Source organism: Streptomyces sp. NPDC001339, from assembly GCF_042895955.1.
Lineage (GTDB): Bacteria > Actinomycetota > Actinomycetes > Streptomycetales > Streptomycetaceae > Streptomyces.
Genome location: NZ_JBIAWT010000001.1, coordinates 1138496 through 1151543, shown reverse-complemented (window position 1 = coordinate 1151543; position 13048 = coordinate 1138496). Strand labels below are relative to the sequence as shown.

Below are 13048 nucleotides of genomic sequence, written 5' to 3'. Positions count from 1 at the left end.
CCCGGCGCCGCGCGACTCTTTACCGCTGTCCCACGACCGCCCCGCATGGCGACGGACCTCCCCCACTCCCGACTCCGCTCGGTGGGGGACTCCTACCCCCGCCGCTCGGCGGGGGTGAGCCCGCGACCTCGGGAGGATGCCGTACGGGAGCCCCCGGGGGCAGAGTGGTTCACATGCTGCACCACTGAAGAGGCGACAAGCCCAGGACGCGTTGCAGCGCATATCGACGGCCGCCGCGCCCCCCACACGTGGCGGCCGTCTTCGGCGCGCGAACGCCACGCGCAGCCCCCGCAGTCGCAGCAGCCCCCACAGCCCCCGCAGCCGCAGCAACCCCCGGCGTCACGCCCTACGAGCGGCCGGCCTGTGCCGTACGGAAGCCTTCCGCCCGCTGCCCGCCGTACGGGCCGGAGCCGCGGCCGGTGGCCAGTACGACCACCGACGTCATGGCCGCTAACGCGTACGCGGTGGTCGCCAGGGACAACGCGCCCTCGGTCGTCTCGAAGGACCGGTTGAAGAAGCCCGACACGGTGAGCCCCACCACCTCCCGCACGGTCATATACAGCTCGATCCCCGCGAACACCAGCAGTGCGCCCCGGACATCGTGCCGCGCCCGCAGCGCCAGCAGGCCCAGGACCAGCAGCACCGCCACCGAACTGACGGTGGTGAACTCGGCGGGCGGCGCCAGGCTCGGCGTGCCCAGGACGGAGTCGTCGACCAGAGCGCGCAGCGAGCGCGACGCCTCCAGTTCGCCGGCCGTCAGGGTCCGTACGGCCCAGCCGAGCCGGGTCAGCCCCAGCACGACGAAGAGCGCCCCGCCGACCATGGACGCGCGACGACGGCAGGCGTCCGGCCCCACGGCCCGTCGGTCCGTCCCGGGCCCGGCCCGCCGGTCCGTCCCGGGTTCGCCCCGCCGGTCCGCCGCGGGCCCGCCCCGCCGTTCCGTGGCGGGCAGCATCGCGCAGAGCACGGCCAGCGCCACCATCAGCCCCAGCCCATGGGTGGCGAGTGTCCAGCCGCCCAGCGGATCGCCCCGGTACTGGCTGCGGTAGCCGGCGTCGAAGAGGCCCACGGCCTCCGGCAGGACCCCGGCGAGCAGCAGTACCGCCGAGAGCAGCGCGGCGGACCGGGCCATCCGCCGCTGTGCCAGGGCCAGCCCCGCCACCACCAGGAGCATGGCGGTGAAGGACCATTCGTACGGGCCGAGCGTCTGAGGGCCGGTGGACGCGACGGGGTTGAACAGCCCCTCCAGGAAGTCCCCGATCCCGCCGTCTCCTTGGACGATGCCGCGGAATGTCCAGGCGATCAGCGCACCGGCGTAGAGCGCCAGGCTCAGCGCGGTCACGCGGTAGGCGCCGTGGTGCTCCGGAGCGGCCCGGCCGGGGTCGGTGCCAGGGCGGACGTCCACCGTTCCACCGTCCTGCATCACCATGACCGACCCCCGCTCCGCCTGTCGCAGCCGCCGCACCGGCCCGTCCCGTACGGCAGCCTCACTGTGTCAAGGACGGCGCGGGAGCCGGTGGAGGTTCCACCCCGTGTGTCGGACCGGGGGTTTTCCCGGGTTCGGACCGGGGCTTTCCCTGGGGTCGGACAGAGGCTTTCCCTGGGTTGGGACAAGGGTTTTCCCTGGGTTCGGACAGGGGTTTCCCTGTGTATCGCTGTGTATGGGAGGCGGAGGTTGATTCGACGGTCAATGCGACGGCCAATGCGACGGCCAATGCGACGGTCAATTCGCCACGGCCATCGACGCGTTCCAGCTCCCCGGGACGTGACCCGGACGTGACCCGGACGTGACTCGGGGCGTCCTCAGGCCGTGCCCCGAGATGTCCCGTCGGGCCAGGCCAGAACCGTTGTGGCCAGCAGGCGCTGGCGCGATGACGGATACCGGGGAAAAGCCGTTACTGCCGGGTACACAAAGCGTCCGGGGAGGAATACCCTCGCCGACATGACGGACTCGCAGGACACCGGAGCTTCCCCTACGCTCGAATCCTCCTCCACGCCCGGCTCCGCTCGCGCGGGGGGACCCCCAAGCGCGGGAGGTGCCCCCGCCTCCACCGCCGACGAGGCCCCCGCCTCCACCGCCGCCCCCGCCGACGGCAATCCGGTCGTCACCGCCCCGCCCGGCACCCGTACCGCCGCCGAGGTGGTCACCCCCGAGGTCGCCGCCCGGCTGACCCGCGGCGTGGTCAGCGGGGGAGGCCGTACCGCCAACCACACCCCGTTCACCGGCGAAAAGCTGGCCGACCTGCCCGAGTCCGCCCCCGAGGACGTCGCCACCGCCTTCGCCCGCGCCCGCGCCGCCCAGGAGCGCTGGGCCAGGGTCCCGGTCCGGCAGCGCGCCGCGGTCCTGCTCCGCTTCCACGACCTGGTGCTGCGCCGCCAGGCCGAGGTGCTCGATCTGATCCAGCTGGAGACCGGCAAGGCGCGGCTGCACGCCCACGAGGAGGTACAGGCGGTCGCCGTCGCCGCCCGCCACTACGGCCGCAAGGGCCCCGCCTACCTCCGGCCCAAGGGCCACACCGGTGTCGTACCGACCCTCACCAAGGTCACCGAACTCCGGCAGCCCAAAGGGGTCGTCGGCCAGATCGCGCCCTGGAACTACCCCCTCGAACTCTCCGTCGGCGACGCCCTGCCGGCCTTCGTCGCGGGCAACGCCGTCGTCATGAAGCCCGACACGGAGACCGCGCTGACCGCGCTGTGGGCCCGGGAGCAGCTCATCGAGGCCGGGCTGCCGGAGGATGTCTGGCAGGTCGTCATCGGCGAGGGCCCGGTCGTCGGCCCCGCCGTCGTCGAGCACGCCGACTACGTCTCCTTCACCGGCTCGACCCGCACCGGCCGGGAGGTCGCCCAGGGTGCGGCCGCCCGTCTGGTCGGCGTCTCCCTCGAACTCGGCGGGAAGAACGCCATGTTGGTGCTCCACGACGCCGATGTGGAGAAGGCCGTCGCCGGTGCCGTCCGCGGCTGCTTCTCCTCCGCGGGCCAGCTCTGCATCTCCATAGAGCGGCTCTACGTCCACGAGTCCGTCGCCGACGACTTCCTCCGGCGCTTCGCCGCCCGTACGAAGGCGATGCGGCTGGGCAACTCCCTCACGTACGGCGCCGACATGGGTTCACTGGTCGGCGAGCGGCAGCTGGCGACCGTCACCCGCCATGTCGAGGAGGCCGTCGCCAAGGGCGCGGAGCTGGTCGCCGGCGGCCGCCCCCGCCCCGACATCGGCCCGTACTTCTACGAGCCCACCATCCTCGACGGCGTCGAGGGCCCCATGGCCGTCTGCGGCGAGGAGACCTTCGGCCCGGTCGTCTCCGTCTACCGCTTCAGCGACGAGGACGAGGCGGTGGCGCTCGCCAACGCCACGCCGTACGGCCTGAATTCCAGTGTCTGGACCAAGGACGGGCGCCGCGGCCGCGCCCTCGCCGCACGCCTGCGCACCGGCACGGTCAACGTCAACGAGGCCTATGCGGCGAGCTACGGCAGCGCCCAGTCCCCGATGGGCGGTATGGGGGACTCGGGCCTGGGCCGCAGGCATGGCGCCGAGGGCATCCTCAAGTACACCGAGGCGCAGACCGTCGCTCACCAGCGGGTGATACCGCTGGCACCGTCCTTCGGGATGACCGACGAGCAGTACGCCCGGTTCATGACCCGCAGCCTGCGCGTGCTGAAGGCCCTGCGGCTGCGGTGAACGGTCCGCGGTGAACGGCCTGCGACAGCTCAGTCCCTCCGCCCCTCCGCCAGCGACCAGCAGGGAGAGCCAGTGCCCGGGGAGAACAACCAGGAGAACGGCGAGGAGAACAACGAGGAGAACAACGAGGAGAACAACGAGTACGACTACGACTACGACTACGACGTGCTGGTCGTCGGCTCCGGCTTCGGCGGCTCGGTCTCGGCGCTCCGGCTGACCGAGAAGGGCTACCGGGTCGGCGTCCTGGAGGCCGGCCGCCGCTTCACCCGCGAGACGCTCCCCAGGAACTCCTGGGACCTGAAGAACTATCTGTGGGCTCCGGCGCTCGGCCTCTACGGCATCCAGCGCATCCACCTCCTCGGCAAGGTCATGGTCCTGGCGGGCGCCGGGGTCGGCGGCGGCTCCCTGAACTACGCCAACACCCTCTACGTACCGCCCAAGGCGTTCTTCGACGACCCGCAGTGGAAGGACATCACCGACTGGCAGGACGAGCTGAAGCCGTACTACGACCAGGCCCGGCGCATGCTCGGCGTACGGCTCAACCCGACCATGACGCCCTCGGACGTCCATCTGAAGGCGGCCGCGGAGGCCATGGGCGTCGGCGACTCCTTCCACATGGCGCCGGTCGGGGTGTTCTTCGGAGACGGTGAGGACGCCGACGGGTCGGTCACGGCACCGCCCGGACAGGAGGTCGAGGACCCGTACTTCGGCGGTGCGGGGCCCTCGCGCAGGGCGTGCACCGAGTGCGGCGAGTGCATGACGGGCTGCCGCCACGGCGCGAAGAACACCCTCAACGAGAACTACCTCCACCTGGCCGAGCAGGCCGGGGCGGTCATCCACCCCATGACGACCGTCGTCGCGCTCACCGAGGACTCACGGGGCGGCTTCGCCGTCCGTACGCTGCCGACGGACGACAGGAAGAAGGGCGCGGGCAGGACCTTCACCGCCCGGCGCGTCGTCCTCGCCGCCGGTACGTACGGGACCCAGACCCTGCTCCACCGGATGAAGGACAGTGGCCTCCTCCTCTGCGTCTCCGGCCGTCTCGGCGCGCTGACCCGCACCAACTCCGAGGCGCTGGTGGGCGCGCAGACCGACAACCGGCGCTACCGCAAGCGCCACGGCGCGCCCCGTGTCGACTTCACCAAGGGCGTGGCCATCACGTCCTCGATCCACCCCGACGAGAACACCCACATCGAGCCGGTCCGCTACGGCAAGGGCTCCAACTCCATGGGCGGCCTGACGGTCCTTCAGGTTCCCTACCGCCCCGCGGGGCGGGTGGCCGGCTGGCTCGCACACCTGGCCCGGCACCCCTGGCTGGCGGCGCGCTCGTTCTCCCACCGCCGCTGGTCGGAGCGCACCATCATCGGACTGGTCATGCAGTCCCTCGACAACTCCCTGACGACGTACCGCAAGCCCAAGGGCCTGGGCAAGGGCCTGCTCACCGCGCGCCAGGGCCACGGCGCCCCGAACCCGAACCAGATCCCCGAGGCCACCTGGGCGGCGACCCTCCTCGCGGAGGAGATCAACGGCTTCGCGGGCTCCAACATCGGTGAGCTGATGGGCACTCCGCTCACCGCCCACTTCCTCGGTGGCTGCCCGATCGGCGACTCGGGCGACTCCGGCGTCATCGACCCGTACCACCGTCTCTACGGGCACCCGGGCATCTCGGTCGTCGACGGCGCCGCGGTCTCCGCCAACCTGGGTGTCAACCCGTCGCTGACCATCACCGCACAGGCCGAACGGGCGATGTCCTTCTGGCCCAACAAGGGCGAGCCGGACCCGCGCCCGGCCCAGGGCCAGGCCTACCGGCGACTGGCCCCGGTCGAACCGGTCCGCCCCGCCGTCCCCGCCAAGGCCTACGGGGCCCTGAACCTGCCGTTCCTGCCCGTCCCACCTGTCCCACCCGCCCCATCCACCCCCGATTCCACCACCGATTCCACCCCCGATTAGGGCCCTAGGGCCCGCCCCGCACAGCGAAGGGCCCCGGATACCGTCCGCTAGGGGGGTGCGCGGACGGCCACGGGGCCCTTGGCTTTCGGCGCCGACGTCAGGGCAGCGTCGGCACCGAGGGGCGGCGCTGGGGGGGGGGGTAGCGCCGCTGGCTTATGGGTGGTGCGGGGGTGGTACTCGATGGTGCGGGGCCGCACTGGTCGGACCAATGGCAGTGCAAAAGTCCAGACCAGAGGCGGTGCGTCGTTCGTCAAGCATCGTGCTGGATACGCCTCACCCGGCGCAACCGTTTCGACTGGATGAGGTCGGTCCCGGGCGTCCCCAGGACCGACCACCCCATCGGTGTGACCGGGCTGCTGTCCCCTGCTGACCGGCCACGGCAACGGAGCGAGGTCCCACGACGCGGACCGCGGTGAGCGGCCGACGTCTCATCGCTCCGGGATTCCGCCCGCGGGGCGGCGTCTACGCGTAGTCCTGCAGGCCGCGCCTGGCTGGCGTGGCACCGGGAACAACGAAGCCTCGCGGCGGCCGGTCACGCGCCGTACGGGTGAGTCGGCAACCGAACTCAGATCCGGCGGCTGCGCCGCACTTCCGGATCCCCTCGCCGCACTGCCGGCCCCCTCAGCTGCGCTGCTGGCTCCCTACGCTGCCGGACTCCCGCCCAGCGCGCCGTCCACCGTCAGATCTGCCCTCGGGACAGCTCCAGCAGCGTCATGGCCAGTGCGGTGCCCGGCTTGCCGAGCTGATCGCGGTAGTGGGCGAGGATCTCCATCTCGCGCGCGAGGTTCACCCGCCGTCCGCCGGAGGAGACGCGCTCGCGCTGGATGACCGCCGAGACGGCCATCCGTTCCTGTACGAGGCCGATGATCCGGCCGTCGAGATCGTCGATCCGGCTCCGGGCGTCGGTGATGGCCCCGGCCGCCTCCGGGGTGCGTGCGCCGGTGTCGGGGGCAGGGGCGGGGGCGGGGGCAGAGGCAGGGGCCGGTGCCGGGGAGGAGGAGCCGGCGATCATGTCGGTGCGGTCGGTGGTCTCGGTGCGGCGGTCGGCGGTGCGGCGGTCGGCGGTCTCGGTGCTCATGTCCGTGTCTCCTGGGGTGTGACCTGGGGTGTGACCTGGGATGGGGCCCCGGAGCCGACGACCGGTCCCGGACGAACGACAGGCGCCCCGGACCTTGTCGGCCCGGGGCGCCTGGGAAGTTTGCTCGTCAGTGGATCAAGCAGCACGACCATGGCAGCCGGACGGGCCGGTGCCATAGGTAAAGACGAAGGTCAGCTGCTGGAACATGGGCCACAGTATGAGCCCGTTAGAATCGAAAGTCCAACCCTGCTCCACCCCGCCCGGAAGGCCGCCGAAGTGCCCTCAGCGCCCCCTGCCGCTGCCCCGGACGTCGTCCTCGTAGTCGACTTCGGCGCACAGTACGCCCAGCTCATCGCCCGCCGCGTCCGTGAGGCCCGGGTCTACAGCGAGATCGTTCCGTCCACCATGCCGGTGGCCGAGATGCTCGCCAAGAACCCCGCGGCGATCATCCTCTCCGGCGGTCCCTCGTCGGTCTACGCGGAGGGCGCCCCCCGCCTGGACCGCGCCCTCTTCGAAGCCGGTGTCCCGGTCTTCGGCATGTGCTACGGCTTCCAGCTCATGGCCACCACCCTCGGCGGCACCGTCGACAACACCGGTGCCCGTGAGTACGGCCGTACCCCCCTGACCGTCTCCAGGCCCGGCTCGACCCTCTTCGAGGGCACCCCGGCCGAGCAGTCCGTGTGGATGTCCCACGGCGACGCCTGCAGCGCTGCCCCCGAGGGCTTCACGGTCACCGCCTCGACCAGCCTCGTCCCGGTCGCGGCCTTCGAGAACGACGAGAAGAAGCTGTACGGCGTGCAGCACCACCCCGAGGTGATGCACTCCACGTACGGCCAGCAGGTCCTGGAGCACTTCCTCTACCGCGGCGCCGGCATCCAGCCGTCCTGGACCACCGGCAACGTCATCGAGGAGCAGATCGAGGCGATCCGGGCCCAGGTCGGTACCAAGCGCGCGATCTGCGGGCTGTCCGGCGGCGTGGACTCCGCGGTCGCCGCTGCCCTGGTCCAGAAGGCCATCGGCTCCCAGCTGACCTGCGTGTACGTCGACCACGGCCTGATGCGCAAGGACGAGACCGAGCAGGTCGAGAAGGACTTCGTCGCGGCCACCGGCGTCCAGCTGAAGGTCGTCGACGCGCAGCAGCGGTTCCTGGACGCGCTCGCCGGGGTCTCCGACCCCGAGGAGAAGCGGAAGATCATCGGCCGGGAGTTCATCCGGGTCTTCGAGCAGGCCGAGGCCGAGATCGTCGCCGGGGCCCCGGACGACCAGCCGGTCCGGTTCCTGGTGCAGGGCACGCTCTACCCGGACGTCGTCGAGTCCGGCGGCGGCACCGGCACCGCGAACATCAAGTCCCACCACAACGTGGGCGGCCTCCCCGAGGACCTCGAGTTCGAGCTCATCGAGCCGCTGCGCAAGCTCTTCAAGGACGAGGTCCGGATGGTCGGCGCCGAGCTGGGCCTGCCCGACGAGATCGTCCAGCGTCAGCCGTTCCCCGGCCCCGGCCTCGGCATCCGCATCGTCGGCGAGGTCACGCGCGAGCGTCTCGACCTGCTGCGCGAGGCCGACGCCATCGCCCGCGAGGAGCTGACCGCGGCCGGCCTGGACCGCGACATCTGGCAGTGCCCGGTGGTGCTGCTGGCCGACGTCCGCTCCGTGGGCGTCCAGGGCGACGGCCGTACGTACGGCCACCCGATCGTGCTGCGCCCGGTCTCCTCCGAGGACGCCATGACGGCCGACTGGTCGCGCCTCCCGTACGAGGTGCTGGCGAAGATCTCCACCCGCATCACGAACGAGGTCCCGGACGTGAACCGGGTCGTCCTGGACGTCACCAGCAAGCCCCCGGGCACGATCGAGTGGGAGTGACCACTCTTGCGGGGCTCTGCTGATCCGGGGCTCCGCCGAGGTCGACGTCGACGCCGCCGCTCATGCGTCTGAGCGGCGGCGTCGTCGTGTTGTCGTATGCGTATGGGGGTGCTGCGGGTCTTCTGTTCGTGATGTCGGTGGGCACATCGTGACGCCGGTGGGCACACAGGGGCGCGTCGGAACCCTGGTCACCCGCGGAACTGGAGGGTAGCTTCCGCACCGAGCCACCGAGCCACCGAGCCACCGAGCCACCGAGCCACCGAGCGCTCTACGTCGCATGAAGAAGCCGGATGCGCCAGGAGGAGAGCCGCGATGCCCGAGCCGACGCCCATACCCACCGAGCAGCTGCACTTCGCGATGCCGCCGGCGCCTCGGACCGTCGAGGAGGAGCGGCGCCACCGCAAGGAACGGCTGGCCGCGGCGCTGCGGCTCTTCGGCCGCTTCGGTTTCGAGGAGGGCGTCGCGGGCCATATCACCGCCCGCGACCCGGAGTTCCCCGACTGCTTCTGGGTCAACCCGTTCGGAATGTCCTTCCGGCACGTCACCGTCGGCGATCTCCTCCTGGTGAACGCGGAGGGCAGGGTCGTCGAGGGCCGCTATCACGTCAACCAGGCGGCGTTCGTGATCCATTCACAGGTCCACCAGGCCCGCCCCGACGTCATCGCCGCGGCCCACAGCCACTCCATGTACGGCAGGGCGCTGTCCGCCCTCGGTGAGCTGCTGGACCCGATCACCCAGGACGCGTGCGCGTTCTACGAGGACACCGCGCTCTTCGACGACTACACGGGCGTGGTCGTGGACGAGGAAGAGGGCCGCCGGATCGCGGCCGCGCTCGGGCCGCACAAGGCCGTCATCCTGCGCAACCACGGGCTGTTGACGGTCGGCGGCTCGGTGGACGCGGCGGCGTGGTGGTTCATCGCGATGGAGCGCTCCTGCCAGGTGCAGCTGACCGCCAAGGCTGCCGGCAAACCGGTCCTGATCGACCATCACCACGCCGTCCGCACCCGCGAGCAGCTGGGCAGCGATCTGGTGGCCTGGATCAACTACCAGCCGCTGTACCAGCAGATCGTACGGAGCGAGCCCGACCTTCTGGGGTAGTGGCGCGTCCCTGTGGATGACCGCCCCCGCCTTCTCGGTCAGTACGGCGTCGTCCAGTACGGCGTCGTCACGCATGCGGGGACAGCGTCGTCACGCATGCGGGGACAGCGTCGTCACACATGCGGGAACAGCTCCAGCAACGGTTCCGCACCCGCCGCGATGCCCTGGCCGAACGGCGAGTCGAAGTCCCAGACGAGGAACAGCAGGAAGGCGATCAGTGCGCTGAACAGTCCGGCCATCAGCAACTCCCGTCCCGACCGCCGGATTTGCAAGGTGAACATCACCCCGATGGAGATCGCGCCCCCGATCACCAGGCCGAACCACACCACCCCCGGTAGCGTCGAGCCCGCCGCGTCCGAACGGGCGCTGCGGGCCGCGTCGATCGCCGCCACCTGGTCCACGAGCGGCTGGTAGGACTGCCCTTCGAAGTCGTTGGCCGGGTGGTAGTCGGTGACATCGGCGCGTACCTTCGCCAGCAGATCCGCGCCACGCTGGGTCAGCTGCTCCTCCTCGGCCATCACCGGCCACTCCTCGTGCACGACGTACGACACGTACGCCGCGACGTCCGAGCGGATCCGGTCCCGCACCGGCGCAGGGTAGGCCCGCGCCCGCACACTGACCTCGTGCAGGGCCTGTGCCTCGGTCCGTACGGTGTCCTGGGCCGCGCCCCTGGCCTCCCAGACGCCGGCGATGGCGAGGCCCAGCACGATCGCGTACACCACCCCCACCATCATCGTCAGGTACTCGATGACATCCGGTGTTTCGGTCGGGTCGTCGTCCTCGCCGATCCGGCGCTCCTTGAGGACGGTGATGATCAGTACGACGCCGCAGACCGCGGCCATGGCGATGCCCAGTACCAGCCATTGCGACATGGAGACCTCCTACGAGGAACGGCGCCCGGCGGAACCGGACGAGGAGCTCGAACGGGGACGGAGGGCGGCGCCGGCCAGTACGGCCGGGGCGGTGATGAGCAAGGTCGTGGTCACGAGGGAACGTCCGTGGTGTGGTGAGTGTGATGCCTGCGGATGGCTGTGGGGCATGGCGGGGGTGGGTGAGGGCGGAGGAGGGGGAGTCTTGGGCGGCGATGGGGGAGGGGGAGCGGGGCGGGCGTGGTGAGTTGGTGGCGGGGGTGATGAGGGCTGTGGGGGCGCAGGTGGTGGTGGGGGTGGTGCAGGTGGGCGTGGGCGAGGTGCCAGCGGGCGGATGGGCGCGGGTGAGGGCTTGACCTTGGTGCAGGGGAAGTGCCAGCCGCGCGGCATCGGGAATCGGCTCGGTACGTGCACCGGGGGCCGGATCCCGGCGAAGGCGCAATTGTCGCCGGTGGGTGGGTGGTTGGGGCTACTGAGCTGCTTGTCTCGTGGAGACTGGCTCGGGTGGCTCGGGTGGCTCGGGTGGCCGGGGCGGCCGGGGTGGTTGGACTGGTGGGGCCCGCCTGGCCGGTTGGACCCGCCTGGCCGGTTGGGGCCGTTGGGCCGGTGGGGCCCGTCGTGAGCGGACGCCGGCGTCGCGTCGGCTGACAGAGCGGCGGCGACGCCGGTCAGGAGCAGCAGGACGGTGGCCAGCGCCCCGGCGGCGATGCTTCGAGGCAGGCCGCAGAAACCGCGCACCCCATGAGGCCTGCTTACCTCATGAGGCCTGCGCACTCCATGAGGCCTGCGCGGCCCGTGGGGACTGTGCAGGCTAGGGGAACTGCGCAGGCTGTGGGATTCATGCAGTCCGTGCGACTTGTGCAGTCCACGGAGTCTCTTGTGCAGTCCACGGAGTCTGGGGAATCTGGGAAATCTGGATATCTGCCGCACGGCGAGAGCTTGCGCGCAGCGGAGGCTGCTCAGCCGTCGCATCGCCTCGGTTCGCCCAAAGGGGGGAAGCGCCGGGTTTGCATGGTCGGCCGACGATCAGGTGTGCGGATCCGCCTACCGGCGTCAACGTGCCGCCGCACCACGCCACCCGCCACCAGCTGGACATTTGATATCCGGCCCGGCCGTATGCGGCACAATTCCCTTTCGCGCAAGACAAGTTGATGGCAAGCGGTCGCGGGGCGGTAACGGACGTGTCGGTTGAGGCGGCGGGCAGGATGGCCGGAACGAGCAGGCCGAAGGGGAGTGGTGGCGCGCTGCGCGCCGACGGCGGCGGCGAGTGCCGATGCGGGCGGTGCCCGCACGGCGCCCGGACGGGGCACCGGAAGGCGCTAGCCGCGTTCATCGCGCTGCGCGAGGACTTCGCGGCCGGCCGCGGCGTACCGTCGGGGCTCGCCCGCTCCGCCGGTGCCGCCCGGCAGTGGGTCTCCGATGAACTGACCCTGTCCGCCCGTGAGTTGGCGCGGCGCAGGGCCGACGAGAGGATCGCCTGGCTCACCGCCGTACGGTGGTCCACCCTGCTCCTGATCTGGATCGCGGTGGTGGCGCTGCTGCTGGTGCAGGCGCTGACCGCCATCGGCGCGGGCTGGACGGTGACCCGTACGGCGGGCCTGGTCGCGGCCGTCGTCCTGGCGCTGGGGCTGACGCTGGCTGCCTGGCGGCACCGTGCGCAGGGTGGGGCGATGGCGCCGCTGATCGGCGAGGACGGTCGGCTGTCCACTTCGCGGACGGTCGCGGCGGCCTGGGCGACCGCGGTGCTGTACGCCGTTCTGACGCTGGCCGTGCAACTGGCGGCGCGGCCCGGCCCGCGGGTGCGACGCCGCCTGCTGAACGGCCTGGAACTGGAGCGTTCCGGAGCCCTGTTGGCGGCCCTCGCACTCGCCTGCGGGGTCGCCGTTCTGGCGTACGGGATGGTCGCCACGCGGGTGCGGTCGGGGCGGCTGCAGAAGATCCCCGCGGAGCGGCCCCGCGCCGCCGACCTGCTGACGGACGACGCCGGGCGCGGCAGCCTCCTCGATGTGCAGTACGCCCTGGTCAACACGGTCGTGCTGACGCTCGCCCTGGTCCGGCTGGCCGAACAGCCCGATGCGCTGCCGCGACTGCCCTGGGGGCTGGTGGCCCTGGCCTTCCTCTCCGGGGCGGTGTATCTGGCGGGGAAGTCGGCGGGCGGCGGCCGCCCCGTGATCCTTTCTGTCGTCCGCTCCCGCGAACTGGGCGATCTCGCCGCGCCCGTCCGTACGGGTGACGACATCGAGATCCGCGGCACCGGCTTCGTCCCACCGGGCGCCGCCACGCCCGACCGGCTCGCCCGTACCGTCGTACGGATCGGCGGCGTCCATGTCCCCGTCCCCCTGGTCCCGGTGGCCGGGGGCTTCGCCAACCCGACGGACGGGGTGCTGACGGTCCCGGTACCGGTCGACGTGGAGCCGGGCCGCGTCGAGGTCCGGGTGATCACGGCGGCCGGCGTGGAGACGGCCGGCTACCCACTCGACGTACTGGACTGACTCGCCGCCCCGACAGGGACACCAG

Annotated in this window: 8 protein-coding genes; 5 read left to right on the top strand and 3 right to left on the bottom strand. The window is 71.6% G+C overall.

The window, feature by feature from the left end:
• Nucleotides 1–346: 346 nt before the first annotated feature.
• Nucleotides 347–1429, bottom strand: a complete 1083-nt coding sequence (locus ACFY12_RS04895; protein ID WP_390714266.1) for a hypothetical protein — start codon at nt 1427–1429, stop codon at nt 347–349.
• A gap of 513 nt (nt 1430–1942) precedes the next feature.
• Here ACFY12_RS04895 and ACFY12_RS04890 point away from each other — a divergent pair.
• A complete protein-coding gene (locus ACFY12_RS04890) occupies nt 1943–3676 on the top strand; it encodes a succinic semialdehyde dehydrogenase (protein WP_390714265.1) in 1734 nt (577 codons plus the stop codon).
• Between the two features lie 165 nt (nt 3677–3841).
• Nucleotides 3842–5626, top strand: coding sequence for a GMC family oxidoreductase N-terminal domain-containing protein (locus ACFY12_RS04885; RefSeq protein ID WP_390714382.1), 1785 nt, complete (start codon nt 3842–3844; stop codon nt 5624–5626).
• A 679-nt stretch (nt 5627–6305) separates the two neighbouring features.
• Here ACFY12_RS04885 and ACFY12_RS04880 read toward each other — a convergent pair.
• Nucleotides 6306–6638: a chorismate mutase gene (locus tag ACFY12_RS04880; protein ID WP_390714381.1), complete on the bottom strand. Its 333-nt coding sequence runs from the start codon at nt 6636–6638 to the stop codon at nt 6306–6308.
• Between the two features lie 342 nt (nt 6639–6980).
• Between ACFY12_RS04880 and guaA the strand changes: the two genes are divergently transcribed.
• Together guaA and ACFY12_RS04870 are read left to right on the top strand one after the other, a co-directional pair.
• Nucleotides 6981–8564 carry a glutamine-hydrolyzing GMP synthase gene (gene guaA, locus ACFY12_RS04875; RefSeq protein ID WP_390714264.1) on the top strand — a complete coding sequence of 528 codons (1584 nt, stop codon included), beginning with the start codon at nt 6981–6983 and terminating at the stop codon, nt 8562–8564.
• A 312-nt stretch (nt 8565–8876) separates the two neighbouring features.
• The gene (locus ACFY12_RS04870; protein WP_390714263.1) at nt 8877–9662 is read left to right on the top strand and encodes a class II aldolase/adducin family protein; all 786 of its coding nucleotides are present in this window, start codon (nt 8877–8879) and stop codon (nt 9660–9662) included.
• Between the two features lie 113 nt (nt 9663–9775).
• Here the strand turns inward: ACFY12_RS04870 and ACFY12_RS04865 are convergent, their stop codons facing one another.
• A complete protein-coding gene (locus ACFY12_RS04865) occupies nt 9776–10534 on the bottom strand; it encodes a DUF4239 domain-containing protein (RefSeq protein ID WP_390714262.1) in 759 nt (252 codons plus the stop codon).
• Nucleotides 10535–11736: 1202 nt separating this feature from the next.
• Between ACFY12_RS04865 and ACFY12_RS04860 the strand changes: the two genes are divergently transcribed.
• On the top strand, nt 11737–13023 hold the full coding sequence (locus ACFY12_RS04860; protein WP_390714261.1) for a hypothetical protein: 1287 nt from the start codon (nt 11737–11739) through the stop codon (nt 13021–13023).
• Nucleotides 13024–13048 lie beyond the last annotated feature (25 nt).

What these genes read in the sequence shown, in the direction of transcription:
- ACFY12_RS04895 (WP_390714266.1), bottom strand. Translation starts at nt 1,429, where the DNA reads ATGGTGATGCAGGACGGTGGAACGGTGGACGTCCGCCCTGGCACCGAC.
- ACFY12_RS04890 (WP_390714265.1), top strand. Translation starts at nt 1,943, where the DNA reads ATGACGGACTCGCAGGACACCGGAGCTTCCCCTACGCTCGAATCCTCC.
- ACFY12_RS04880 (WP_390714381.1), bottom strand. Translation starts at nt 6,638, where the DNA reads ATGATCGCCGGCTCCTCCTCCCCGGCACCGGCCCCTGCCTCTGCCCCC.
- ACFY12_RS04870 (WP_390714263.1), top strand. Translation starts at nt 8,877, where the DNA reads ATGCCCGAGCCGACGCCCATACCCACCGAGCAGCTGCACTTCGCGATG.
- ACFY12_RS04865 (WP_390714262.1), bottom strand. Translation starts at nt 10,534, where the DNA reads ATGTCGCAATGGCTGGTACTGGGCATCGCCATGGCCGCGGTCTGCGGC.
- ACFY12_RS04860 (WP_390714261.1), top strand. Translation starts at nt 11,737, where the DNA reads ATGGCCGGAACGAGCAGGCCGAAGGGGAGTGGTGGCGCGCTGCGCGCC.